Source organism: Streptomyces sudanensis, from assembly GCF_023614315.1.
Lineage (GTDB): Bacteria > Actinomycetota > Actinomycetes > Streptomycetales > Streptomycetaceae > Streptomyces > Streptomyces sudanensis.
On record NZ_CP095474.1, the window covers coordinates 1,875,761 to 1,900,425 of the forward strand.

Sequence of the window (24,665 nt, forward strand, 5' to 3'; positions counted from 1 at the left end):
CGGGGACGGACGCTCGGTTTGGGCTGCTCGAAGCGCTGCTGGTAGCCTGGGCAGCTGTGTCTCGTGGCCCTCTCAGCGGCGTGGCACACATCGAGGAATCCTTACGAACCTGAAAAGGCTCTTTCGTGGCGAACATCAAGTCCCAGATCAAGCGGAACAAGACGAACGAGAAGGCGCGCCTGCGCAACAAGGCCGTCAAGTCGTCGCTCAAGACCGCGATTCGCAAGGCCCGTGAGGCCGCCGCCTCCGGCGACGTCGAGAAGGCCACCGCGGCCACTCGCGAGGCGTCCCGCAAGCTGGACAAGGCCGTCTCCAAGGGCGTCATCCACAAGAACGCCGCCGCCAACAAGAAGTCGGCGCTGGCGTCCAAGCTGACCGCCCTGCAGGGCTGAGCTCCTGTAGTCCCGGGGCACCGTCCCCGGAACCGGCCGGTACTCCCGCGGGCCTGCGCCCCGGGGTGACGGACCGGACGACTTGATCGCCGGAAGGGATCCAGCGGGCCCTCTCAACCACGCTCCCGCCCGGCACCCCGAGCCCGTACGCGGCCTGCGTTCGCCACGCGGGTACGGACTCACCAGGAACACACCGAAGGCCTCGGCCCCCGCTCTTTCCCCAGACGGGCGACCGGGGCCTTCGGCGTACCCGCGGGCGGGGCGGGCGGCGGGACGGCGATCGCGGGTGCGTGCGGGCGCCGGGGTCAACGGCGGGAGCGGGCGGCACGGGCGACGGCGACCACCGCCTTCTCCAAGGCGTACTCGGGGTCGTCGCCGCCGCCCTTGACCCCCGCGTCGGCCTCGGCGACGGCCCTCAGGGCCGCGGCCACGCCGTCGGGGGTCCAGCCGCGCATCTGCTGCCGTACGCGGTCGATCTTCCACGGCGGCATGCCCAGCTCGCGGGCGAGGTCGGCGGGCCGCCCGCCCCGGGCGGAGGAGAGCTTGCCGACGGCCCGCACGCCCTGCGCCAGAGCGCTGGTGATCAGTACGGGCGCCACACCGGTCGACAGGGACCAGCGCAACGCCTCCAGGGCCTCGGCCGCCCGTCCCTCCACGGCGCGGTCGGCGACGTTGAAGCTGGACGCCTCCGCCCGGCCCGTGTAGTAGCGGCCGACGACGGACTCGTCGATCGTGCCCTCGACGTCCGCCGTGAGCTGCGAGACCGCGCTGGCGAGTTCCCGCAGGTCACTGCCGATCGCGTCGACGAGCGCCTGGCACGCCTCCGGAGTGGCCGACCGCCCCAGCGCCCGGAACTCCTGCCGCACGAACGTCAGGCGCTCCGCCGGTTTCGTGGTCTTGGGGCACGCCACCTCGCGCGCTCCCGCCTTGCGGGCCGCGTCCAGCAGGCCCTTGCCCTTGGCGCCGCCCGGGTGGAGGAGGACGAGGCTGATCTCCTCCGCGGGCGCCGCGAGGTACGCCTTGACGTCCTTGACCGTGTCGGCGGACAGGTCCTGCGCGTTGCGCACGATCAGGACCTTGCGTTCGGCGAAGAGCGACGGGCTCGTCAGCTCGGCCAGGCCGCCGGGCTGGAGCTGGTCGGCGGTCAGGTCGCGCACGTCCGTGTCGGTGTCGGCGGCCCGCGCGGCCGTCACCACCTGCCGGACGGCGCGGTCCAGCAGCAGGTCCTCCTGGCCCACGGCGAGGGTGACGGGAGCGAGCGGGTCGTCGGTCGTCTTCTTGGCAGCCATCGCGGCCAGCATCCCACGGCCCACCGACATCCCGCACCGGCCGCCGCCCGTGGTGGCGGCTCCGCTCCCGGCCCGGACGCCGGACGCCTACGGCTCCTCGCGCCAGCCGTCCCACTCGGCGGCGAAGTCGTCCATCTGCGCCGCGGACAGGCTTCCCTCCGGATCCTCGATCAGCAGGAGCCACTGGGCGTCCTCGGCGTCGTCCTCCCCGGCGAGGGCGTCCCGTACCAACCGGGGCTCCTCGTCCGCCCCGTAGCGGTCGGCGAACGCCTCGGCGGCCTCCTCGGCCGCGTCCCGGTCGGGCAGGACCAGCACGTGTCCGACGTCGCCGGTGCGGTTCTCGTTCACTGCGTTCACGGCACCATTGTCGGTCCCCTCCCGCGAGGCGGACCCCCGGGGCCGGTCCGTTCCGCCGGTCCTCCGTCCGCGGGCCGGGGGCCGAGGCGCCGCACCGGACGGCCCGTAGGGCACCGTGACATGGCACCGGCGGTCGACCCGGCGGAGGCGCCCTGGCGGAGGCGACCTGGCGGAGGCGCCTCGGCGGAGGCGAGCCGGGACGCGACCTGCCGGGCGCTCGGCCGGCGCGCCCGCGGACAAGCCGGGCCGGGCCCCTCGACGCCTCCGCGATCGTGAGGCGCGGGCACGCCCGCGTGGTGACGCCGTCTGCGCGTTGCCGTCGATGCCGACGGCCGAGGCGCGGGCACGCCCGCCGTGGTGCCGCCCCGTCCGTGAAGGCCCGGCGCGAAGCCGAACCGCCCGGCCGGCTCCCGCTGCATGGCGGCGCCCGGACCGTCCCGGCGGGTCCGGCGGGCGCCTACGGCGGGCGGCGGGCGACCGCCCGCAGGTCCCGGCCGGAGCCGGTCACCGCGATGGCGCCGTCCCGATCGGTGCGCAGCACGGCCGCACCCGCTTCCCGCAGGGCGTCGAGCGTGTGCGGCGACGGGTGCCCGTACGGGTTGTCCCGTCCGGCCGACACCAGAGCGAGCCGCGGCCTGGCCCTGCCGAGCAGTTCGGGGTCCTGGTGCGCCGAGCCGTGGTGCGCGACCTTGAGGACGTCCACCCTCGGCAACGCGGGGTGGGCCCGGGAGAGGCCGCGCTGGGACGGCGGCTCCAAGTCGCCGAGGAGGAGCAGGGTCACCCCGCCGCGGGCGCGGACGAGCAGGGTGACGCTGGCGTCGTTGGGGCCCTCCGGGGCGAACCCGACGACGGGTGCGGGCCACAGCACCTGCCAGTCGAGCGGCCCGGCCCGGCGCCGCTCCCCGGGTGCCGCGTGGACCACGGGCACGCGCGCGGCGGCGGCCGTGCGGCGGACGAACGCGGCCTGTCCCGGCGGGTCGAGGAGCCCGGTCGTCTGGATCACCCCCACGGACCGGCCGCGCAGCACGCCCGGCAGCCCCGTCACGTGGTCGGCGTGGAAGTGGGTGAGCAGTACGAGCGGCACCCGGCTGACGCCCAGGTCCCGCAGGCACCGGTCGACCGGTTCGGGGTCCGGTCCCGCGTCGACCACGACGGCCGTGCCGTCCCCCGCCTCCAGGACCGTGGCATCGCCCTGGCCCACGTCGCACATCGCGAAGACCCAGCCGGGCGGCGGCCACCCGGTGACGACGCGGACGAGCGGCACGGGCCGTACCACGGCGAGCAACAGCAGCCCGACGCAACCGGCGGCCACCCACGGCCGGTACGGCAACCGGCGTACCGCGAGCAGCAGCGCCGCGGTCGCGGCGGCCAGCAGCAGCCCGCCCCGCCAGCCGCCCGGCCAGTCCGCCTGCGCCCCGGGCAGGGACGCCCCGGTCCGCGCGACGGACGCCACCCACCCGGCGGGCCAGGCGGCGCACTCGGCGAGCAGCCGGGCCGCCGGCATGGCGAGCGGGGCGGTCGCCAGTGCGGCGAAACCGAGGACCGTGGCCGGCGCCACCGCGAGCTCGGCGAGCAGGTTGCAGGGGATCGCCACCAGGCTCACCCGTGCCGCGAAGACGGCCACCACCGGCGCGCACACCGCCTGCGCGGCGGCCGCCGCGGCCAGGGCCTCCGCGGCACGTGGTGGGAGTCCGCGTGCCCGGAGGGCGAGGCTCCAGCGCGGGGCGATCGTGAGGAGCGCGCCGGTCGCCAGGACCGACAGGAGGAATCCGTAACTGCGGGCCAGCCACGGCTCGTACAGCACCAGCAGCAGAACCGCCCCGGCGAGAGCGGGAACCAGCGACCTGCGCCGCCCGGTGCCGATGGCCAGCAGGGTGATCAGTCCGCACGCGGCGGCACGCAGCACGCTCGGCTCGGGCCGGCACACCACCACGAACGCCAGGGTCAGTGCCCCGCCCAGCAGCGCCGTCCCCCGGAGCGGGAGGCCCAGCCGGGGCGCCAGCCCGCCCCGTTCGGCGCTCGCCGCCGTACCGGCGGGCCCGATGAGCAGCAGGAGGACGATGGTCAGATTGCTGCCGGAGACGGCCAGGAGGTGGGTGAGGTCCGTCGCTTCGAACGCCCCGCGCAGGTCCTCGGGGATGCGCGAGGTGTCGCCGACGACGAGACCGGGCAGCAGCGCCCGGGCGTCCGGTGGGAGTTCGTCGGTGGCTTCGCGCAGCCCGGCGCGCAGTCGTCCCGCCGTACGGTGCAGGGCACTCGGCGGGCCGGTGACGCGGGGCGGTCCCGTGCCCGCGTACAGCACTGCGGCGAACGGGTCGCCGGAGCGGCGCGGAAGAGCGAGCCTCCCGGTCACCTGCAGGGTGGTGGAGGGCAGCAGCCGCAGCCAGGCGGCGCCGTGCCGCCCGTCCTCCCCGGGGCGGGCCATCACGAGGACCGGTGTGCGGACCCGCGTGGCCGTTCCGTCCGGCGCCCTCACCCGTGTCACCTCCGCGTTCAGGACGATGGAGGCGGGCATCGGCCGGTCCCCGCGCACCCGGGGGGCGATGGGCCTCGGGTCGGAGCGGACCGTCACCTCGGCGGTGACCGTCGCGTGCTCCTCCGCCAAGGAGGGGACCGGTCCGCGCCGCAGGTCGGCCCCGTGCAGCCCCGCCGAGGCCGCGCCGGCCGCGGCGCACAGCAGTACGGCGGCGCACGCGGTGGCGTTCCCCCGCCGGCCGGGCACCCGGGCCGTACGCCTCCGCCGCCCGCCCAGCAGGAGCGCGGCTCCTCCCGCTCCGCACAGGGCGGCGCCGGTCGCCGTCCACCAGCCGGGAAGGGGCAGGGTGACCGCGGCCGCCGCCCACGCGGCCAGGGCGGGCGCCACCAGCCGCAGGTCGGCCGGGCCTTCCCACCGCGGGTTGGCGGCGCCCAGCCGGTGGCCCGACGCGCTGTGGGTCGCGGCACGCGGCTCGGGGCGCGCGCCCGGTTCCTCCGGGGTCAGGGGGGCGGCCCGGCCGGGTTCGGACGGCGCCGCCCGACCGGGCGTCACGGGCGTACCAGGGGGCGGAGGTCGGCGAAGCGGCGGGCGCCGATGCCGCGGACCTCGCGCAGTTCGTCGACCGACCGGAACCCGCCGTGCCGCGCGCGGTGCTCGACGATGTGGCGGGCGAGGACCGGACCCACGCCGGGCAACGTGTCGAGCTGTTCGACCGTGGCGGTGTTGAGGCTGACCGGACCTGTCGCNGNNCNNNNTCCGGCGGNGCGGGNGGGCGNCGGGCGGGCCGGCGGCTGCGGGGACACCGACCAGGACGTGCTCGCCGTCCACCAGGACGCGGGCCTTGTTCAGTCCGGTCGTGTCCGTGCCCGGTGGGACGCCGCCAGCGGCGCGGAGCGCGTCGACGACACGGGCGCCCGCCGGGAGCCGNNNNCNGCACACTGCCGTTCACGTCGACGACGACCACACCGGAGGGCGGGGCCGCCGACGGCGGGCCCGCCCTCGGGGCGGCGGCCGGCGGGGGCGGGTCCGCCGGGGCGGCCACCGCGGCCGCGGTCTCCGGGCCGCCGGCCCAGAAGTACCGCGCGGCGAGCACCACCCCCACGACCAGGACGACGGCCNGCTCGGAGATGGAGTGTGANGCGTANGGCGGGAGGTCGTGNGCANGGCGCGAGCCTCCACCGCCCCTCACCCCGACCGGGGGCGCCGCGGGCGGCGCGTACGGCTGGTCCGGGGTCTCGGGGGGAGTCGTGGGCCCGGCGGGCCGGTGCGGCGGCTCGACGCCCCTCATCAACGCGTCCGCCCTGCTTCTGAGGGCCGGTTCGGGTGACGCGGTGCGGTGGGCCGCGGGGTCTCCGGCGCGATGCCGCCCCCGGCTTCTTCCGTTCGCGCGGTCGCGTGTCCGGCCGTCGGATCCGCGGGCCCGCCCCGGCCCGCTCGTCGCCGCGGGCGTGCGGGCGGGGAGGGAGCCGCGGGGGGAGGCCGCCGCAGCGGCCCTGATTACCGAACGTGTTCGTGTCGCCATGTCACAGCACGGTAGACACACCCGTGCGATTCCGGTGGTCCGCGCCCGTTTCCGTGGACAACCCGGCAGTTGTGGAAAACACGGTCACCCGTGAGGGTGAAACGGCTGGCGTCACCGCTGCGAGACGACCACTCCCAGCAGCCCCGGCCCGGTGTGCGCGCCGATCACCGCGCCGACTTCGCTGACATGCAGGTCGACCAGGCCCGGTACACGGTCGCGCAGGTGCCCGGCGAGCGTGTCGGCCCGTCCGGCGGCGGCGAGATGGTGGACGGCGATGTCGACGGGGGCGCGGCCCGCCCGTTCGACCGCGATCTCCTCCAGCCGGGCGATGGCCTTCGACGCGGTGCGCACCTTCTCCCTCGGTTCGATGCGCCCGCCGTTCAGCTCCAGCAGGGGTTTCACGGCCAGCGCCGAGCCCAGCAGGGCCCGGGCGGCCCCGATGCGCCCACCGCGCCGGAGGTGGTCGAGGGTGTCGACGTAGAAGTACGCGGAGGTACCGGAGGCGCGCTTCTCCGCGGCCGCCACGACCTCGTCCATGCCGCAGTCCGCCTGCGCCGCCTCGGCCGCCGCGACGGCGCAGAAGCCCAGCGCCATGGCGATCATCCCGGTGTCGACCACCCGCACCGGAACCGGCGCCTCCCGGGCCGCGAGCAGCGCCGCCTCGTACGTACCGGACAACTCGGCAGACAGGTGGAGCGAGACGATCCCGGTGGCGCCCTTCTCGGCGACCCGGCGGTAGTGGGCGGCGAACGTCTCCGGGCTGGGCCGCGACGTGGTGACGGAGCGTCGCCTCTGCAGGGCGTGGGCGAGGGAACGGGCCGAGATCCCGCCGCCCTCCTCCATCGCCCTGCCGCCCAGGACGACGGTCAGGGGCACCGCGGTGACACCGTGCCGCTCCATCGTCTGCGGCGGCAGGTAGGCCGTGGAATCGGTGACGATCGCGACATGGCGGGACATGACCGGGAGGTTACCCGCAGGTGGCGCCGGAAGGCATCCCGGCTCCGCCCGTCCCGGCGGCCGGGATCAGTCGGCGGTCTCGGGGCGCGCCGACTTCTGCCAGGGGTAACCGGCGTCGATGCGCGGGTCCCGCGCGGTGATGGCGGGCCGGGCCGTGTCGGCCGGGCCCTTCCCGGCGGTCCGGCGGGCGTCCGCCTCCGCGTCCTCCTCCGTGTGTGCTCCGGCGGGCCAGGTCTGGGCGGGGGCGGTCCCCGCCGGCTCCGGCCACGGAGCCCGGGCGTGGTCGTGTCCGGGCGCGGCGGCCTTCGCCCCGGAGCGGCCGGCCGGTTCGGGGGCCTCCGGCTCGGACCAGTGGCGCAGCGCGCCGGCCTCCACGTCGATCTGCGCGCTGAGCAGGTCCAGGTCGTCCCGCGCGAACTGCTGCGCCCGGTCCCTGGCGGCCCAGCGCAGGGAGTCGGCCGAGTCCGTGATCCGCCGTGTGCGCTCCTGCAGGTCGGGCAGCCGTTCGGCGATCCTGGCCTTGTCGGGGTCGCGCTCCAGCCGCTTGAGCTCCTCGTCGAGTTCGTGTCCGTGGGCGCTGAGCTGGCGGAACAGCTGCAGCGACTCCTGGAGCGAGGCGTCCTGCGGAGTACCGGCCTCCAGGGCGTCCTGCGTGGCCCGCATGGAGGTGCGCAGGGACAGCCGCAGTTGCGCCAGTTCCCCCGCGACGCCGCCCTGCCCGTAGCTCTTGGCGCGGAGGGCGGTGTCCTCGACGGTGCGCCGGGCCTGCGTGACGGTACGGTCGACACCGCGCTTGGCGGCCTTGACGACCTTCACGCTCGCGTACACGCCGAGCGCGACGAAGGCGGTGAGAAGCAGCGCCAGGATCACGATCGCGGCTGTCGTCATGGGGTCCCCTCGTCGTCGTGTGTTCCCTCCACGGTAAACGCCGAGGGGCGGGTCGGGGGTTCCGGGGAACCCCCAACCCGCCCCTAGGGGTCGAATCCGGGACGCCGCCGCGCGGCGGGGCCCGGCGGCGGGTCACGCCGGGACGATGTTCACCAGCTTCGGCGCGCGGGTGACGACCTTGCGGATGTCCGCGCCGCCCAGGGCCGCGACGACCGCTGGCTCGGCCAGGGCCAGTGCCTCCAGCTCCGCGTCCGTGATCGACGGGGAGACCTCCAGGCGCGCCTTGACCTTGCCCTTGACCTGCACCACGCACGTCACGGTCTCGTCGACGACGTACGCCGGGTCGGCGACCGGGAAGTCCTGGTGGACGACGGAGTCGGTGTGGCCCAGCCGGTGCCACAGCTCCTCGGCGATGTGCGGTGCCAGCGGCGCGACCAGCAGCACCAGTCGCTCGGCGACGGACCGGGGCACCGGGCCGGCCGCCTTGGTCAGGTGGTTGTTCAGCTCGGTGATCTTGGCGATGGCCGTGTTGAAGCGCATCGCGGCCATGTCCTGGGAGACCCCGTCGACGGCCTTGTGCAGGGCCCGCAGCGTGTCCTCGTCCGGTTCGGCGTCGACGACGGTGACCTCGCCCGTCGACTCGTCGACGATGTTGCGCCACAGCCGCTGCAGGAGCCGGTACTGGCCCACCACCGCGCGTGTGTCCCAGGGGCGGGAGACGTCCAGGGGGCCCATGGCCATCTCGTACAGCCGCAGGGTGTCGGCGCCGTACTCGGCGCAGATCTCGTCCGGGGTGACCGCGTTCTTCAGGGACTTGCCCATCTTGCCCAGGACGCGGCCGACCTTCTCGCCCCGGTACCAGAACGCACCGTCGCGCTCCTCGACCTCGGCGGCCGGGACGGCGATGCCGCGCGCGTCACGGTAGACGTACGCCTGGATCATGCCCTGGTTGAACAGCCGGTGGAACGGCTCGGCGGACGACACGTGGCCCAGGTCGTACAGGACCTTTGACCAGAACCGGGCGTACAGCAGGTGCAGTACGGCGTGTTCGGCGCCGCCCACGTACAGGTCCACGCCGCCGTGCGGCATGCCGTCGCGCGGACCCATCCAGTACCGCTCGACGTCCGGGTCGACCAGCTTCCCGTCGTTGTGCGGGTCCAGGTAGCGCAGCTCGTACCAGCAGGAACCGGCCCAGTTGGGCATGGTGTTGGTCTCGCGGCGGTACCGCTTGGGCCCGTCTCCCAGGTCCAGGGTGACGTCGACCCAGTCCTGGTTGCGGGACAGCGGGGTCTCGGGCTGCGTGTCGGCGTCGTCCGGGTCGAAGGTGCGCGGCGCGTAGTCGTCGACCTCGGGCAGTTCCAGGGGCAGCATCGACTCGGGCAGCGCGTGCGCGACGCCGTCCTCGTCGTAGACGATCGGGAAGGGCTCGCCCCAGTAGCGCTGGCGGCTGAACAGCCAGTCACGCAGGCGGTAGTTGACGGTCCCCTCGCCGATGCCGCGCGACTCCAGCCAGCGGGTGATCTCCGCCTTGGCCTCGGCGACGCCCAGCCCGTCCAGGGACACGTCGTCGTTGGCCGACGCCATGATCTTCGCGTCGTGCGAGTCGAAGGCGTCGTCCCAGGCGGCCGGGTCCGTGCCGCGGCCGTCGCCCGGCTCGACCACGCAGCGCATGGGCAGGTCGAAGGCGCGGGCGAAGGCGAAGTCGCGGGCGTCGTGCGCCGGGACGGCCATGATGGCGCCGGTGCCGTAGCCCATCAGCACGTAGTCGGCGATGAAGACCGGGACCCGCTCGCCGCTGACCGGGTTGACGGCGTGGGCGCCGGTGAAGACGCCGGTCTTCTCCTTCGCCTCGGCCTGCCGCTCCACGTCGGACTTGACGGCGGCCTGCTTGCGGTACGCGTCGACGGCCAGCGCCGGGGTGGCGTGCCCGCCCGTCCACAGCGCGGGGGTGCCGGCCGGCCAGGCGTCCGGGACGATCCGGTCGATCAGGTCGTGTTCCGGGGCCAGCACCATGTACGTGGCGCCGAACAGCGTGTCGGGGCGCGTGGTGAAGACGGTGATCGCGTCGTCGCCGACGGGGAAGTCGACGCGGGCGCCCTCGGAACGGCCGATCCAGTTGCGCTGCTGCAGCTTGATGGCCTCGGGCCAGTCCAGCGCGTCCAGGTCCTCCAGCAGGCGGTCCGCGTAGGCGGTGATGCGCATGTTCCACTGGCGCAGCTTCGCCTTGAAGACGGGGAAGTTGCCGCGCTCGGAACGGCCGTCGGCGGTGACCTCCTCGTTGGCCAGGACGGTGCCCAGGCCGGGGCACCAGTTGACCGGCGCGTCGGAGGCGTACGCCAGGCGGTACCCGCTCAGCACGTCGGCCCGCTCGGCGGCGGTCAGCTCGGCCCACGGGCGCGTGGTGCCCGGCACGGCCTTCTCACCGCTCTCGAACCGCGCGACCAGGTCGGCGATCGGACGGGCCCTCTTCGCCTCCTCGTCGTACCAGGAGTCGAAGATCTGCAGGAAGATCCACTGGGTCCACTTGTAGTAGTCCGGGTCGATCGTGGCGAACGAGCGGCGCTTGTCGTGGCCCAGGCCCAGCCGGCGGAGCTGGGCCTTCATGTTCTCCATGTTCGCCTCGGTCGACACGCGCGGGTGCGTGCCGGTCTGCACGGCGTACTGCTCGGCGGGCAGGCCGAAGGCGTCGAAGCCGAGCGTGTGCAGGACGTTGTGGCCGGTCATGCGCTGGTACCGGGCGTAGACGTCGGTGGCGATGTACCCCAGCGGGTGCCCGACGTGCAGGCCCGCGCCGGACGGGTACGGGAACATGTCCATGATGAACTTCTTGGGCCGGGCGACCGTCTCCGGGTCGCCCGCCAGGTCACCGCTCGGGTTCGGCGCCGCGTACGTTCCCCGCGCGTCCCAGAAGTCCTGCCAGCGTGCCTCGATGTCGGCCGCCATGGCCGCCGTGTAACGATGCGGGGCCGCCGTCTCGGCAGCCGGATTCGTCTCGGTCATGATCCCCTGAAGCTCCATCGATCGTCTCTGCCTCGCTGCCGCCGCCGCGCCCCGGTTCCGTCGGCGTGGCGAAACGAAAAAACCCCTCGCACAGGAGGGGGCGCCGCGCCGATTCCGAGCGGATGTCTCATCCGCCGGCACTGATCAGCGCGGCTCACCAAGCAGGAGGCGTACGGCACGCATGGGGTCAGGGTACCGCAGGGGCCCCGCGCACCGCATCGAGCGCACGCCGTCCGCGCACGCCGCGTCGCGGGGCGGTCACGCGCGGCGCGTGCATCAGGCCATCCGACGCGCCGGTACGGCTCCGGGGGCCCCGGGGCCGCTGCCGGTCCTTCCGCGAAACCGCTGCCTCCCGGCCCACCGGGGCGTGCGGCCGGGGGGACGGGCCGACGCGGGGGCGGACATGCGGACACGAGGAAGGCGGGACACCCGACCGGTGTCCCGCCTTCCTCGAACTGTGGAGCTAAGGAGAATTGAACTCCTGACCTCTTGCATGCCATGCAAGCGCTCTACCAACTGAGCTATAGCCCCTTGCGTGTATCGCTCTGCGGGCTTCCCTCGCAGGTTTTCCTCGCGGCGACACGGAGAACATTACACGGTCCCCCCGGTGAACCGCCAAATCCTTTGTTCACCCCTCCCCGGGCGGTGGGCGGCGGGCCGGGTAGCGTCGGCGCACGTGACCGCGACCGTGACCGCTCGAACCCGCCTCCGGAGTCTGCCGCTCGCCGCTCTGGCCGCTTGCCTGCTGTCCTTCGCGGCCTTCTGGGTCGCGCAGCGCGCCGCCCACGTGTCGATGCTGGACCTGTCGGTCTACCGGGCGGAGGGGGCGACCGCCCTGGCCGGCGGGGACCTGTACGCGATGCGGGCCACGTCGGCGAACCTGCCGATGACGTATCCGCCGTTCGCCGCGCTGCTGTTCACACCGCTCACCCTGGTCGGCGTGCCGGAGATGCGGACGCTGGCCACCGTCGGGAACCTGCTGCTGCTGGTGGCGCTGGTCCGCCTGTCGCTGCGGCTGGTGGCGCCGGGCGGGACGCCCGCGCTCCACCGGGGCGGGACGCTGTGGACGCGGCCGGGGGCGGCCCTGTGGCCGGCGGCGGTCCTGGTGTGGTGCGAGCCGGTGTGGCAGACGTTCCGGTACGGCCAGATCAACCTGCTGGTGGCGGTCGCGGTGATGTGGGATCTGACACGCCGGGCGGACAGTCGCTGGGTCGGGGCCGGCATCGGGCTCGCCACTGCGGTGAAACTCACACCGGGTCTCTTCGTGGTGCTGCTGCTCGCCGTGGGGGCGGCGCGCGCCCGGGAGTGCGGCTGGACGCCGCGGCGGAACGAGTGGCTGCGCCGCGGGATGCGGGCGACGGGGGCGTTCCTGGTGGTGACGGTCGTGTCGGCACTGGTCCTGCCGGACGACTCGCGCCGCTTCTGGACCGGGGCGATCTTCGAGACGAGCCGGGTGGGCCGCACGGAGGAGACCGCCAACCAGTCGCTGAGCGGAGTGCTGGCGCGGTTGCTCCACACGACCGACCCGGGCGCGTGGTGGATGGTCGCGGCGGTTCTGGTGGGGGCCGCCGGGCTCGCCGTGGCGGTGCTCGCGGCACTGCGCGGGGACCGGGCGGTGGCGGTGGTGGCGTGTGCCGTGACGGCCCTGCTGGTGAGCCCGATCTCCTGGTCGCACCACTGGGTGTGGTGCGTGCCGCTGCTGGTCCTGCTCGCCACGCGCGTACGTCCGGTGTGGACGGCCGGGACGGCCCTGGTGTTCGGGTCGTTCGCACTGTGGTGGGTGCCGCACGCTCCCGCGCCGGTACGGCTGGAACTCCACCAGAACGGCTGGCAGATGCTGCTGTCGGGGCTCTACACGCTGCTGGGGATCGCCTTGTTGGGCGTGTTCGCCGTGTGGACGGCACGGGCGGGGCGCGCGCCTCTCGGTGGCGGGGCGCCGGGCGCCGGACGGACTCAGGCCGTCGCGAACGAGTAGAAGCGCTTGAGGGTGCAGTGCTCGTCGAGCAGGCGCCCGTAGATCGGCTCGCCCTCCAGCTCGCGGTACGTCTCGATGGGGTCGCCCTTTATGATCAGCGCCCGTGCGCACTCCTCGCACCAGTACTGGTAGGCCGGGTTGACCGGGTCCATGTCGCGGACGATCGGCGTGCCGCTGCCGCACCAGTCGCACTTCCGCCTGTGTGCACCCATCGATCAGCTCCAGCTGTGGCCGCAGGACGTGCAGACATAGGACACGCCGCCGTTGTCGCCGAGCACTTGGGCGACGTCCGAGGAGCCGCAGGCGGGACAGGTCAGGCCCGCGCGCACCCGTGTGGTGGCGGGCCGGGCGGTGGGTTCCTCGAATCTGCTGGCGGCCATCGCGCACTCCCTCCCGTCCGGTCCGTAGCCCCTCCGGCCGTCCGATTCTGCCACGGCCCCGGCGCGGCGGCGGTGACGTCCGGTGAACGGTCCGGGTGTCTTTCGGGGCGGCTTCGCGGAAGGCCCGGGGAGAGCGGGTGGGGGAGGTCCCGGAACGCGGAGGGACCCGCACGTCCTCGAACGCAGAAATCCCGCCCCCTCGCAGGGGCGGGATCCTTGATTGTGGAGCTAAGGAGAATTGAACTCCTGACCTCTTGCATGCCATGCAAGCGCTCTACCAACTGAGCTATAGCCCCTCGTGTTCTTCGCGCTTCGCGCTGCGAACAAGAAGAACTCTAGCCTGCTACCTGCCCGAAAGTGAAATCCGGGTCAGTCGTCGTCGCCGAGGACCGGCTCGGGGAGCGTGCCCGCGTTGTGCTCGAGCAGCCGCCAGCCCCGCGCACCCTCCCCGAGGACGGACCAGCAGCAGTTGGACAGGCCGCCGAGGCTCTCCCAGTGGTGCGCGGGGAGGCCCAGGAGCCGGCCGATCGTGGTGCGGATCGTCCCGCCGTGGCTGACCACGACAAGGGTGCCGTTCTCGGGCAGCCTCCCGACGTGCTCCAGTACGACGGGGGCGGCCCGGTCGGCGACCTCGGTCTCCAGTTCGCCGCCGCCGCGCCGCACCGGTTCGCCGCGCTTCCAGGCGCGGTACTCCTCGCCGTGGAGGGCGAGGATCTCCTCGTGGGTCAACCCCTGCCAGACGCCGGCGTACGTCTCGCGGAGCGCGGCGTGGTGGCTGACCGGATGCCCCGTGAGCACGGCGAGTTCGGCGGCCGTGGCAGCGGCCCGCTTGAGGTCGGAGGCGATGATCGCGTCCGGTGCCAGGGCGGCGAGCAGGCGGGCGGCCCGGCGGGCCTGGGCGAAGCCCGTTTCGGTCAGCTCGATGTCGGTGTCGCCCTGGAAGCGGCGCTGCAGGTTCCAGGAGGTCTGGCCGTGGCGCCAGAGGACGACGCGGCGGCCCTTGCCGGCGCTCAGCGCAGCTCACCGTCCGTTCCGTCGCCGGGCAGCGCGTCGGGGCCGGAGCCGTCGGTTCCGCTGAGCCTGGCGTGCTCCGCGGCCTTGCCGCGGGTCTTCACGGCGTCCTCGGGCAGGGGCAGCTCGGGGCAGTCCTTCCAGAGCCGCTCCAGGGCGTAGAACACCCGCTCCTCGCTGTGCTGGACGTGGACGACGATGTCCACGTAGTCGAGCAGGACCCAGCGGGCCTCGCGGTCGCCCTCGCGGCGCACCGGCTTGGCACCCAGCTCCTTGTTCAGCCGCTCCTCGATCTCGTCGACGATCGACTTGACCTGGCGGTCGTTGGGCGCGGAGGCGAGCAGGAAGGCATCGGTGATCGACAGCACGTCGCTGACGTCGTACGCGATGATGTCGTGGGCGAGCCGGTCGGCGGCCGCCTGGGCGGCGGCGTGGACGAGCGCGATGGATCGGTCGGTGGCGGTCACAAGCAGGCTTTCGTCGGCGATCGGGGACATCTCAAGGGTCTCACGTGGCACCGACAGCCCGGCGAGCCGTCACTCGCCCCGGTAGTCCCCGCCGAGGACGACGGTGACATCGGCGTTCGGGGACGCCTCGCCCTTGCGGACCGCGCGGGCGGGGAGGCCGAGCGTCTTGGCGACCTCCTCCGCCCTGGCCTTCTGCGTCGCGTCGCCGTAGACGACCTCCGAGGCGCTCTCCGTGCCGTCCGCGGCGCCGCCGTCGACGACCGCGTAGCCGCCGTTGGCCAGGGCGATCCGCGCGGCCTCGGTGGCATCGCCGTCGCCGCTGGCGTTGCGGAGGCCCACCCGCACCACGGAGCCCGGCGCGGGTGCGCTGACGGACCCTCCGAGGATGTCCCGGACCACACCGCGGCCGGCTTCCTCGGTGAGCCGCCCGTCGCCCCGTACGGGCAGCAGCGCGGTCTTGTACGCGCCCTTCCTGGCGCGCTCGGCGAGCTTCGCCAGCGACGCGCCGAGGTCCTTCTCGGGAAGGGAGGGGTCCAGGATCTGCGCCAGCGACCGGACCGTCGCGGTGGCGCCCTCGGGGTCGGTGGAGACCTTGCGCAGCACTCCGTGCACGACCTGGCCGAACCGCTGGAGCTGCGCCGTCTCGGGCTCGCCCGGGCCCCGGTACGTGGCGTAGGCGACGGCCATGCGCCCGTCGAGCGTCTGGTTCTCGCCCTTCCGCACGACCGGCGGCTCACCCTCCTTCTCGGCGGGCACCTCCGTGTCGGTGGTGAGGTCGACACCGCCGACGATCTCGACGAGGTTCTCCAGGTACGGGGTGTCCAGCCGCCAGGTGCCGGTGATCCTCGTGCCGAGGAGGGAGCCGATGGCCTCGCGGGTGCCGGAGGAGCCGTCGTCCTCGACGGACTTGCCGAGGGTGGTGGTCGTCCCGTCGTCGTCGGCGACGGCGAGCGCGTTCGGCAGGAGGACCGTGGTGCCCCGCCCGGTGGTGGCGTTGTCGACCAGGAGGGCCGTCGAGGTGGCCTCGTCCCTCGTGTTGTGCAGGTGGAGGACGATCACGTCGCGCTTCTGCGGGCCGGTGGCGGTGGCGCCGCCCTGCCGGTCCTCCCCCCGGGACAGACCCGGGAGCATTCCCGCGTACCAGAGGTAGCCGACGCCGCCGACCAGGGCGAGGGCGAGGACGACGCAGAGCGCGACGATCCGGTTGCGGCCGCGCCGCTTGGCCTCCTCCCGGCGTTCCGAACGGCTCTCGGTGAACTTGAGCCAGTCGATGGCGTCCTCGGACTCCTCGTCGGGCTCGTCGACGAAGGCGAACTGCTCGGTCCGGTAGCCCCCGCCGTCGCCGGCGTTCCGCCGTTCCCCGGAGTCACCGGAGCCGGGCCGGTCGTGGGACTCGCCGGCCTCGCGGTCGATGCGCGGACCATCGCCTGCCGGGGCCTTCGCGGGCGGCTCGGACTCCGCGAGGTCCCGCGCTCCGGGGGCGGGACGGCGCTGTCCGGGCACGCCCGGGGGCGCGGCGACCCCGCCGGGCGCCGGCGGCGCGGACGGTTCCGGCGGCCGGGCGGCGGAGGGATGCGGAGACGGCGGGGGCTGCGGGGCCTGCCACTGCCAGGGGCCGTACGGGTCGTGGCCGCCGTGGGCCGGCTGCCCCTCGTACCCCTCGTACCCCTGGTACGCCTGGTCGCCGGGATACTGCTGCGGCTCGGGGTACGGCTGGGTCGCCTGCGCGTACGGGTCGTGGCCGTACCCGTGGTCCTGCTGCCCCGCGTACTGGGGCGGCTGGGGCGGAAACGGCTGCTGGGCCTGCTGGTACACCGGCTGCCCGTACTCGTCGTAGCCGACGATCTGCGGCTGCGGTGGGTGGTACGGGTCGTACTGGCTGTTCTGGTCGTTCACCGGTGCCCCTCTCCGCGGCTCACTGGCCCCGGTACAGCTGGCGCTTGTCGATGTAGCGCACCACGCCGTCCGGTACCAGGTACCAGACGGGATCGCCCTGCGCGACCCTCTGACGGCAGTCCGACGACGAGATGGACAGGGCCGGCACCTCGACGAGGGAGACGCCGCCCTCGGGCAGGCCGTCGTCCGACAGGTCGTGGCCGGGACGGGTCACTCCGATGAAGTGCGCGAGGGAGAAGAGCTCCTCGGCGTTGCGCCACCCCGGCATGATCTGCGACAGCGCGTCCGCGCCGGTGATGAAGAACAGATCCGTGTCCGGGTTGAGGGAGCGCAGGTCCCGCAGGGTGTCGATGGTGTACGTGGGGCCCGCCCGGTCGATGTCGATGCGGCTGACCGAGAACTGCGGGTTCGACGCCGTGGCGATGACCGTCATGAGGTAGCGGTCCTCGGCCGGGGACACCGTCTTGTGGCTCTTCTGCCAGGGCTGCCCGGTCGGCACGAACACCACCTCGTCGAGGTGGAACAGGGCGGCCACCTCGCTGGCGGCCACCAGGTGTCCGTGGTGGATCGGGTCGAACGTCCCGCCCATCACCCCCAGGCGGCGCTTGCCGGGACTTCTCGGCACTTCCTGCTCTCCCATGCGTGCAGAGCCTAACGGCACGGCGGTGCGGTCCCGGCGGCGCCCGCTCAGCGGTCGCGGTTGAAGCGGGTGGTGACCCAGAGCAGGAGCAGCAGCGCGAGGAGGGCGCCGCCGCCGGTGAGGTAGGGGTTGAGGCTTTCGTGGTTGCCGCCGTGCCCGGAACCACCCTCGGCGAGCGTGACCAGGTGGGCGGCGGCGGTGTGGAGGCTGCTCATCTTCTGCGGGACCAATCCATCGGAGTCGGAGCGGGGACTTCGCGCACATCGTATGCGGGCGGTGCGGGCACCCTCACGCCGACTCAGGCGTTGTCCCGGCACGGACCGTTGTCCACAGGTCGTTGTCCACAGCCTCGGCGGTTTCCCGGAGCACCGCCTACGCTGAGGTCCGCCAGGGGGGACGAGTCAGATCTCGTATGAAATTGGGGGCAATCATGACAGAGAACGGCCACGGGAACGTGCCGAGCCGCACGCGCCGGCGCTTTCCCGGCATCTCCTCCCGCGCCTACGAGCACCCCGCGGATCGCTCCGCGCTCGTCGCCCTGCGCAGGCTCAGCGGTTTCGACACCGCGTTCAAGGCGCTGAGCGGGCTGCTGCCCGAGCGCAGTCTGAGGCTGCTGTACCTCTCGGACTCCGTGCGGGTCGGCGACGCCCAGTTCGCCCGCCTCCACGACATGCTGCGGGACGCCTGCTACGTCCTCGACCTGGAGAAGGTCCCGCCGATGTACGTCACGCAGGACCCCAAACCCAACGCGATGTGCATCGGTCTGGACGAGCCGATCATCGTGGTCACCACGGGCCTGGTGGAACTGCTGGACGAGGAGGAGATGCGCGCCGTCGTCGGCCACGAGGTGGGCCATGCCCTCTCGGGCCACTCCGTGTACCGGACGGTGCTGCTGTTCCTCACCAACCTGGCGCTGAAGGTGGCGTGGATCCCGCTGGGCAACGTGGCGGTCATGGCGGTCGTCACGGCGCTGCGGGAGTGGTTCCGCAAGTCGGAGCTGTCGGCGGACCGGGCCGGCCTGCTGGTCGGCCAGGACCTCCAGGCGTCGATGCGCGGCCTGATGAAGCTGGCGGGCGGCCATCACCTGCACGAGATGAACGTGGACGCGTTCCTCGCGCAGGCGGAGGAGTACGAGTCGGGCGGCGATCTGCGGGACTCCGTGCTGAAGATCCTGAACGTCCTGCCGCGTTCCCACCCGTTCACGACCGTCCGGGCCGCCGAGCTGAAGAAGTGGTCGGAGAGCCGCGACTACCAGCGAATCATGGACGGTCACTACCCGCGGCGGTCGGAGGACGGGGACGCGTCGGTCGCGGACTCCTTCCGCGAGTCCGCGAGCCACTACGCGGACACGGTGCGCGGGAGCAAGGACCCGCTGATGAAGCTGGTCGGCGACATAGCCGGCGGCGCCGGGGACCTGGGCGGCAGGCTCTTCGAGAAGTTCACCGGCGCCTCGGGGGGCCGCTCCGGCTCCGGCTCTGATTCCGGCTCCAGCTCTGATTCCAGTTCTGACTCCGGCTCCGGCTCCGGCTCCGGCGGCAAGGACGGCGGTCCGGGCGCTTCCTGATCCCGTCCGCCCGGCGCGGCTCCGGGCCGTGCTCCGTGCTCCGTGCTCGGGGTGCCGGTACGGCGCGGAGTCGCCCGGCGCGGTCCGTCGGCCGCCCCGGGCGTGCACCGCGAAAGCGCGCCGCGGGTGCGGGACGCGGGCCCCGCGGAGCCGCCGTCCCGGGTTCCCGGAATCCGTGGCGGCGGCCCGGCACCGCCTTTCGTCCCGGACCCGGTGAGGTGCCGCTCCGGCCGCCCGCCGGTCGCGTCACCGGTCCCACGGGTCAGCGCGCCCGCGGCCGGGAGGGCTGGCTGTCGGGCGACAGGGCGGCGCAGAGCCGGGTGGCGGCGGCCGGGGCGGGGGCGTAGGGGTCGGTGGCCGGCGGGGTGGTCGTCGCGGGGCTCCGGCCGGCGAGGAGCGGCTGCAGGGCGCCGGACAGGTCGGCGGAGCAGTCCATGGGGCCGGCCTGGAGGTGGCTGGTCACCAGTTCCGTGCGGTGCATGCGCAGGTCGCCGCGGTCGAAGCGGAAACGCAGCTCGCGGCGGACGGTGAACAGGGAGGCGGCGGAGGCGGGGCCGGGTTCCGGGGGGCGCAGCGCGTAGGCGAAGGTGTGGTCGGACACGACTTCCAGGACGTCGCCGGACACCTCGGTCGCCCGGAGGGTGCCGCGGACCCGGATCCGGGGGTCGGCGAGGACCGCGCGGACCGGGTCGAACCGGACGAGCCAGCCGCCGGTGGCGTGGCGCCCGTCGGCGGCCGGGGAGTCGACGCTCCGGTCGAACTGGGCGAACTGGTCCGGGTCGAGGAGCAGCCGTACGGAGCGGGTGGTGCCGCCGGCGAGGACGCCGGGGTCGAGGGAGGACCGGACGAGGAAGTCCCTGGCGGTGGTGAGGGCGGTCGTGACCTGGTCCTCCGAGAAGTGCGCGGTGCGGCGTGCGGGGGGCAGGGCGATGCCGGCGGCGCCGTCGCGGTACTGCGCGGCGGGGCTGCGGGCGTACAGGTCGCCGGGTCGCCCTCCCGGCACGGGGCCGGTGGGGGCCAGCGCGACGAGGGTGGTGCGCAGGGGTTCGGCACGCGGGTCGGGGAGGAGCCGGTACGGATGGCGTGAACCGAGGTGGACGGCGGCGAAGACCACCGCGACGAGCAGTACGAGGGCGAGGGCTCCCATGCGTGCGCCCGCCGCGCGCCCGGGGCCGTCGTCCCGCCCGCGGGCGCGGCGGCGGGCGGCGCGCCGGGGACGGCGGCCGAGGCCGTATGCGTACTCGTACTCCGCGTCGCGTTCGAGGGCCGGGCCGAGGTCCTCGTGGTCGGCGCCGGGGCGGCTGCGGACCGCGGGGGTGCCGCCGCCCGCGCGCTCCCGGGCGGACAGCTCCTGGAGGCGGGCAGCACGGACGAAGGACTCGTCGAAGACGACGGGCCGGTGCTCCTCGTTCCTGCCGGGGAATCCCTCCGGTGTGCCGTCGGGTGTTCCGTCGGGCGGGTCGCCGCTCCCTGCCATACCTTCAGGGTGGGTCGGCGCGGGGCCGGGTAAACGCCCCGCCGGACGTGGAGTCGAGGGGCCCGCCCGGGGGNGANNNGNGNACAGGGCCGGGGTCAGGGAGTGCCGGGGGCGGCCGGGACCGGTGGAGCGGACCGGCCGGCGGGGGGCGTACCGTCCGGGCCGACGCCGCTGCTGGCCGGAGTGGGGGCCTTCTCCTCACGGCCGCCCGAGGAGCCCCGGTGCACGGAGGTGAGTGCGAGGGCGACCATGCCGAGGCCCATCAGCAGGGCGACCAGCCAGGCGACGGGGCGGTACCAGCGCGTGCCGGGGCGGTACGGGCGGAGGGCGCCTCCGTAGGGGCCGTAGGGGCCGTACGGATCGTGGAGGCCGTCGGGGTCGTCGTCGCGGTCGTCGTGGCCGGCCCGCGCGTCGGGGGTGTGCGCATCGTCGCCAGGGGGGCCGCCGCGGGACCCGGCCGCGTCCGCGCGGGCCTGGGCGGCGGCGACCAGCCGCTCGACGGCGGTCGGCTCGTGCACCTTCGCGGCTCGTACGAAGGCCTCGTCGAACACCACGGAGGCGAACTCGTCGTCGGCGCCTCCGCGGTCGTCGTCGGGCTCCCGACCGTCCGGGAACGGCCTGCCCCCCACGTCGTCCGGCACGTGTCCCAGAGTAGACCGGGAGGCCGCCGTCCGGCAGGGAGAGTGCGCGACCTTTCCCGCCGCGGCACGGGCCCGGGACCCGTACCGCGGCGGGAGCCGGTCACCGGACGTGTCCGTCGCCGGTGACGATGTACTTCGTCGACGTGAGCTCCGGCAGCCCCATCGGGCCGCGGGCGTGGAGCTTCTGCGTGGAGATGCCGATCTCGGCGCCGAAACCGAACTGGCCGCCGTCGGTGAACCGCGTCGAGGCGTTCACGGCGACCGTCGTGGAGTCCACCAGCTGGGTGAAGCGGCGGGCGGCCGCCTGCGACGTGGTGACGATCGCCTCGGTGTGCCCGGAGGTCCACCGGCGGATGTGGGCGACGGCGGCGTCCAGCGAGTCCACGACGGCCACGGCGATGTCGTAGGACAGGTACTCGGTCTCCCAGTCCTCCGGGGTCGCCGGGACGACGGTGGCCTTGGAGCCCTCCGCGTACGGCAGGACCCGCTCGTCGCCGTGGACGGTGACGCCCGCCTCGGCGAGGGCGTCCAGGGCCCGCGGCAGGAACCGCGGGGCGATGTCCCGGTGGACGAGGAGGGTTTCGGCGGCGTTGCACACGCTGACGCGCTGCGCCTTGGAGTTGACCAGGATGTCGACGGCCATGTCGAGGTCCGCCCGGTCGTCGACGTACACGTGGCAGTTTCCGGTGCCGGTCTCGATGACGGGGACGGTGGACTGCTCGACGACGGTGCGGATCAGCGACGCGCCGCCGCGCGGGATGAGGACGTCGACGAGGCCGCGGGCCCGCATCAGCTCGTGCACCGAGTCCCTGGACTCGCCCGGCACGAGCTGTACGGCGTCCACCGGGAGGCCGGCGCCGCCGATGGCGTCGCGCAGGACTTCGACCAGGGCGTTGTTGGACGCGTACGCCGAGGACGAGCCGCGCAGCAGGACGGCGTTGCCCGCCTTCAGGCAGAGGGCGGCGGCGTCGACGGTGACGTTGGGCCGGGCCTCGTAGATGATGCCGACCACGCCGAGCGGAACGCGGACCTGCCGCAGGTCCAGGCCGTTGGGCAGGGTCGAGCCGCGCACGATCTCGCCGACCGGGTCGGGCAGCGCGGCGACGTGCCGGACGTCGGCGGCGATGGCCCGCACCCGCTCGGGGGTGAGGGTCAGCCGGTCGACGACGGACTCGTCGGTGCCGGCCTTCCGTGCCCGGGCCACGTCCTCGGCGTTCGCCTGGACGATCTCGGCCGTACGTGCTTCGAGGGCGTCCGCCATGGCCAGCAGCGCGTCGTCCTTCGCCGCGCGCGGCAGCGGTGCGATGTCGGCGGCGGCCGCGCAGGCCCGGTGGGCGGCCTGCGTCACCGGCGACGCGCCGTCGTGCGGATTCGTGGACGGGGAAGCGGGTTGCGAGGTCATGCCCGAAGGGTAGTGCGCTCGCCGCGGGCGCCTCTCGCACGCCCCGCTCCGTCCCGGCCTGCGAGACGCCTTCCCGAGGCGCCCCCGGAACCCCCGCCGGGCCCCGCCGGAGCGCGTCCTCGGAGCGCGTCCCCGGGGCACTTCGCCGCGGCCCCTGCCGGAGCCCCCGGCAGGNGCACCCCACGGAGCTNNCCGNCGCCCCCACCGGGCACCCGGCCGAAGCAGGCCGCCGCGGCATCCCGCCGGGACGCCGCGGACCCCGCCCCGCCGCCGCCCCGGCCGGCGGTATTCCGGCCCGGAAATATGACCGGAATCAGTACGGGTGTACGCCGACCGGGGAAGCGGGCGGCGGTCCGTACCCCTCGGCGATGCGCTGGTGGTACGTCTCTCGGTCGATGACCTCCAGGCCGACGATCTCCCACGGCGGCAACCGGGCGCTCTTGCGGTGCTCGCCCCACAGGCGCAGGGCGACGGCGGCCGCGTCGTGCAGGTCGCGGGCCTCCTCCCAGTAGCGGATCTCCGCGTGGTCGCCGGCGTATCTGCTGGTCAGCAGGAACGGATGGTCGTGGGCGAGCTGTTCGAGCGCCCGCCGGACCTCCTGCAGGGGAGCTTTGCGGCCCGACACGCTGAGTGTGATGTGCCACAGTCTGGACACCTGCCGGTCCGGGGTGCGGTCAGCCTCCCCCGGACCCGGGGCGTGGTCCCCGCCGCCCCCGGAGCGGGGCGGGGCGTCGTCGAAGTCGGCCCCGGCCCCGACACTGGTCAAGGCCCGTTCGGTCGTCCCGCGGGGCGCTGCCCCTGGGCGCGCTCGTCTCACCGGCGGCCTCCTGATCGATGCGTCCGTCGTGCTGTCACCCCACTTGCCCCCCGGACAAAGTTGACCAGCCCCGGGCAGGACGCGGGGCTGTTTTGGCGAAGGTTCGCGGGGGTTGACCTGACTTTCAGCCGTTCCAGGGGTGCAGGACGACCAGGTCGTCCCTGTGTACGACCTCCCGCTCGTACTCCGGCCCGAGTTCCTGCGCCAGTTCCCTGGTGGAACGGCCCAGGAGCTGGGGGATCTCCTTGGCGTCGAAGTTGACGAGGCCGCGCGCCACCGGCCGGCCCCCCGCGTCGCGCAGCTCGACCGGATCGCCGGCGACGAACTCGCCCTCGACGGCGGCGATCCCCGCGGGCAGCAGCGACTTCCTGCCGTGCACGACGGCCCGTACGGCGCCCCCGTCGAGGACGAGGGCGCCCCGCGGGGCGGAGGCGTGCGCGAGCCACAACAGCCGTCCGGCGGAGCGGCGCCCGGTGCGGTGGAAGTACGTGCCGGTGTCCCGTCCGGCGAGGGCGTCGGCTGCGCGGCTGGCCGACGTGAGGACCACGGGGATGCCGGCGGCCGCCGCGATCCGGGCCGCCTCGACCTTGGTGACCATGCCGCCCGTGCCGACCCCGGCCTTCCCCGCGGAGCCGATCTCGACGCCCTCCAGGTCCTCCGGGCCGCGGACCTCCTCGATCCGGGACGTGCCGGGCCGGCTGGGGTTCCCGTCGTACAGGCCGTCGACGTCCGACAGCAGCACCAGCAGGTCGGCGCGGACGAGGTGGGCGACAAGCGCGGCGAGCCGGTCGTTGTCGCCGAACCGGATCTCGTCCGTGGCGACCGTGTCGTTCTCGTTGACGACCGGCAGGGCGCCCATCGCGAGGAGCTGCTCCAGCGTCCGGTAGGCGTTGCGGTAGTGGGCGCGGCGGCTCATGTCGTCGCCGGTGAGCAGGATCTGGCCGACGCGCACGCCGTACCGGGCGAAGGAGGCCGTGTAGCGGGCCACGAGGAGGCCCTGGCCGACGCTGGCGGCGGCCTGCTGCCGGGCGAGGTCCCTGGGGCGCCGGTCGAGGCCGAGCGGTGCGAGACCGGCGGCGATGGCGCCGGACGACACCAGGACCACCTCCCGCCCGCCCTCGCCGCGGACCTTGGCGAACACGTCGACGAGCGCGTCCACCCGGTCCGCGTCCAGGCCCCCCGAGGCGGTGGTCAGGGAGGAGGAGCCGACCTTCACGACGATCCTGCGTGCTTCCGTCACGTGCTGCCTTGCCGTTGTCACAGGGCGAATCTATGCCAGCCGGGCGATCGCGCGCGCGTGTGTTCCATTCCGCGGGCGGCTTTCCGGACATCCGCGGCGGCCCCGGGCGCGGTGGACGGCCCGCGCTCCCCGGCGGGGTGCGCGGGCCGTCCGGTACCGCCGCCGGGCAGGACCCGGCCGCGTACGCCCTCCGGGGTCAGCCGACCGCCGTCGGCGCAGCGGCGCCCTCCGCCGTCGTGGCCCGCGGGCCGCGNCGGGNGCCCGTCGGCCTGTG

General features: G+C 74.3%; 22 protein-coding genes and 2 tRNA genes. 3 read left to right on the forward strand and 21 right to left on the reverse strand.

Annotated elements, in window-relative coordinates:
• Positions 1-125 precede the first annotated feature (125 nt).
• On the forward strand, positions 126-392 hold the full coding sequence (gene rpsT / locus MW084_RS08715) for a 30S ribosomal protein S20 (protein WP_010468502.1): 267 nt from the start codon (positions 126-128) through the stop codon (positions 390-392).
• Between the two features lie 305 nt (positions 393-697).
• On the opposite strand, the gene holA is transcribed toward rpsT, so the two are convergent.
• From holA to MW084_RS08760, 8 genes are all read right to left on the reverse strand, one after another.
• On the reverse strand, positions 698-1,681 hold the full coding sequence (gene holA / locus MW084_RS08720) for a DNA polymerase III subunit delta (protein ID WP_193789318.1): 984 nt from the start codon (positions 1,679-1,681) through the stop codon (positions 698-700).
• 87 nt (positions 1,682-1,768) lie between these two features.
• On the reverse strand, positions 1,769-2,038 hold the full coding sequence (locus tag MW084_RS08725; RefSeq protein ID WP_010468498.1) for a hypothetical protein: 270 nt from the start codon (positions 2,036-2,038) through the stop codon (positions 1,769-1,771).
• Positions 2,039-2,495: 457 nt separating this feature from the next.
• Positions 2,496-5,018, reverse strand: coding sequence for a ComEC/Rec2 family competence protein (locus MW084_RS08730; RefSeq protein WP_050986714.1), 2,523 nt, complete (start codon positions 5,016-5,018; stop codon positions 2,496-2,498).
• A 44-nt stretch (positions 5,019-5,062) separates the two neighbouring features.
• The coding region (locus MW084_RS08735) for a ComEA family DNA-binding protein (RefSeq protein ID WP_275563538.1) at positions 5,063-5,262 on the reverse strand (200 nt) is incomplete at its 5' end.
• Positions 5,263-6,147: 885 nt separating this feature from the next.
• Positions 6,148-6,993, reverse strand: coding sequence for a DegV family protein (locus MW084_RS08745; protein ID WP_010468492.1), 846 nt, complete (start codon positions 6,991-6,993; stop codon positions 6,148-6,150).
• 66 nt (positions 6,994-7,059) lie between these two features.
• Positions 7,060-7,881 carry a hypothetical protein gene (locus MW084_RS08750; protein ID WP_010468491.1) on the reverse strand — a complete coding sequence of 274 codons (822 nt, stop codon included), beginning with the start codon at positions 7,879-7,881 and terminating at the stop codon, positions 7,060-7,062.
• Positions 7,882-8,013: 132 nt separating this feature from the next.
• Positions 8,014-10,881 (reverse strand): leucine--tRNA ligase, encoded by a 2,868-nt coding sequence (leuS, locus tag MW084_RS08755; protein ID WP_010468489.1) that lies wholly within the window; start codon positions 10,879-10,881, stop codon positions 8,014-8,016.
• 458 nt (positions 10,882-11,339) lie between these two features.
• Positions 11,340-11,412, reverse strand: a tRNA-Ala gene (locus MW084_RS08760).
• A gap of 145 nt (positions 11,413-11,557) precedes the next feature.
• Here MW084_RS08760 and MW084_RS08765 point away from each other — a divergent pair.
• On the forward strand, positions 11,558-12,856 hold the full coding sequence (locus tag MW084_RS08765; protein ID WP_010468487.1) for a glycosyltransferase 87 family protein: 1,299 nt from the start codon (positions 11,558-11,560) through the stop codon (positions 12,854-12,856).
• Here MW084_RS08765 and MW084_RS08770 read toward each other — a convergent pair.
• The 8 genes from MW084_RS08770 to MW084_RS08805 form a co-directional block, all read right to left on the reverse strand.
• Positions 12,835-13,068 (reverse strand): hypothetical protein, encoded by a 234-nt coding sequence (locus MW084_RS08770; RefSeq protein WP_010468484.1) that lies wholly within the window; start codon positions 13,066-13,068, stop codon positions 12,835-12,837. The genes MW084_RS08765 and MW084_RS08770 overlap by 22 nt on opposite strands.
• Before the next feature lie 3 nt (positions 13,069-13,071).
• Complete coding sequence (locus MW084_RS08775; protein ID WP_010468482.1) at positions 13,072-13,236, reverse strand: hypothetical protein; 165 nt, start codon at positions 13,234-13,236, stop codon at positions 13,072-13,074.
• A gap of 223 nt (positions 13,237-13,459) precedes the next feature.
• Positions 13,460-13,532: transfer RNA gene (locus tag MW084_RS08780), tRNA-Ala, on the reverse strand.
• A gap of 73 nt (positions 13,533-13,605) precedes the next feature.
• Positions 13,606-14,250, reverse strand: coding sequence for a histidine phosphatase family protein (locus tag MW084_RS08785; protein WP_029553285.1), 645 nt, complete (start codon positions 14,248-14,250; stop codon positions 13,606-13,608).
• Positions 14,247-14,744, reverse strand: a complete 498-nt coding sequence (gene rsfS, locus MW084_RS08790) for a ribosome silencing factor (RefSeq protein WP_010468479.1) — start codon at positions 14,742-14,744, stop codon at positions 14,247-14,249. The genes MW084_RS08785 and rsfS overlap by 4 nt, the downstream gene beginning before the upstream one ends.
• Before the next feature lie 39 nt (positions 14,745-14,783).
• Positions 14,784-16,610 carry an LCP family protein gene (locus tag MW084_RS08795; RefSeq protein ID WP_010468477.1) on the reverse strand — a complete coding sequence of 609 codons (1,827 nt, stop codon included), beginning with the start codon at positions 16,608-16,610 and terminating at the stop codon, positions 14,784-14,786.
• A gap of 19 nt (positions 16,611-16,629) precedes the next feature.
• Positions 16,630-17,250, reverse strand: a complete 621-nt coding sequence (gene nadD / locus MW084_RS08800) for a nicotinate-nucleotide adenylyltransferase (protein WP_029553283.1) — start codon at positions 17,248-17,250, stop codon at positions 16,630-16,632.
• 47 nt (positions 17,251-17,297) lie between these two features.
• Positions 17,298-17,465 (reverse strand): hypothetical protein, encoded by a 168-nt coding sequence (locus MW084_RS08805; protein WP_029553282.1) that lies wholly within the window; start codon positions 17,463-17,465, stop codon positions 17,298-17,300.
• A 215-nt stretch (positions 17,466-17,680) separates the two neighbouring features.
• Here MW084_RS08805 and MW084_RS08810 point away from each other — a divergent pair, with 215 nt between their 5' ends.
• Positions 17,681-18,814: a M48 family metallopeptidase gene (locus tag MW084_RS08810; RefSeq protein WP_010468471.1), complete on the forward strand. Its 1,134-nt coding sequence runs from the start codon at positions 17,681-17,683 to the stop codon at positions 18,812-18,814.
• Positions 18,815-19,076: 262 nt separating this feature from the next.
• Here MW084_RS08810 and MW084_RS08815 read toward each other — a convergent pair whose 3' ends face one another.
• From MW084_RS08815 to proB, 5 genes are all read right to left on the reverse strand, one after another.
• Positions 19,077-20,291: an SCO2583 family membrane protein gene (locus MW084_RS08815; RefSeq protein ID WP_010468469.1), complete on the reverse strand. Its 1,215-nt coding sequence runs from the start codon at positions 20,289-20,291 to the stop codon at positions 19,077-19,079.
• A gap of 95 nt (positions 20,292-20,386) precedes the next feature.
• The gene (locus tag MW084_RS08820) at positions 20,387-20,932 is read right to left on the reverse strand and encodes an SCO2584 family spore wall biosynthesis protein (protein WP_010468467.1); all 546 of its coding nucleotides are present in this window, start codon (positions 20,930-20,932) and stop codon (positions 20,387-20,389) included.
• 100 nt (positions 20,933-21,032) lie between these two features.
• Positions 21,033-22,334, reverse strand: a complete 1,302-nt coding sequence (locus tag MW084_RS08825) for a glutamate-5-semialdehyde dehydrogenase (protein WP_029553281.1) — start codon at positions 22,332-22,334, stop codon at positions 21,033-21,035.
• A gap of 313 nt (positions 22,335-22,647) precedes the next feature.
• Positions 22,648-23,151 carry a hypothetical protein gene (locus MW084_RS08830; RefSeq protein ID WP_029553280.1) on the reverse strand — a complete coding sequence of 168 codons (504 nt, stop codon included), beginning with the start codon at positions 23,149-23,151 and terminating at the stop codon, positions 22,648-22,650.
• Positions 23,152-23,275: 124 nt separating this feature from the next.
• Positions 23,276-24,391, reverse strand: coding sequence for a glutamate 5-kinase (proB, locus tag MW084_RS08835; protein WP_275563539.1), 1,116 nt, complete (start codon positions 24,389-24,391; stop codon positions 23,276-23,278).
• Between the last annotated feature and the right edge of the window lie 274 nt (positions 24,392-24,665).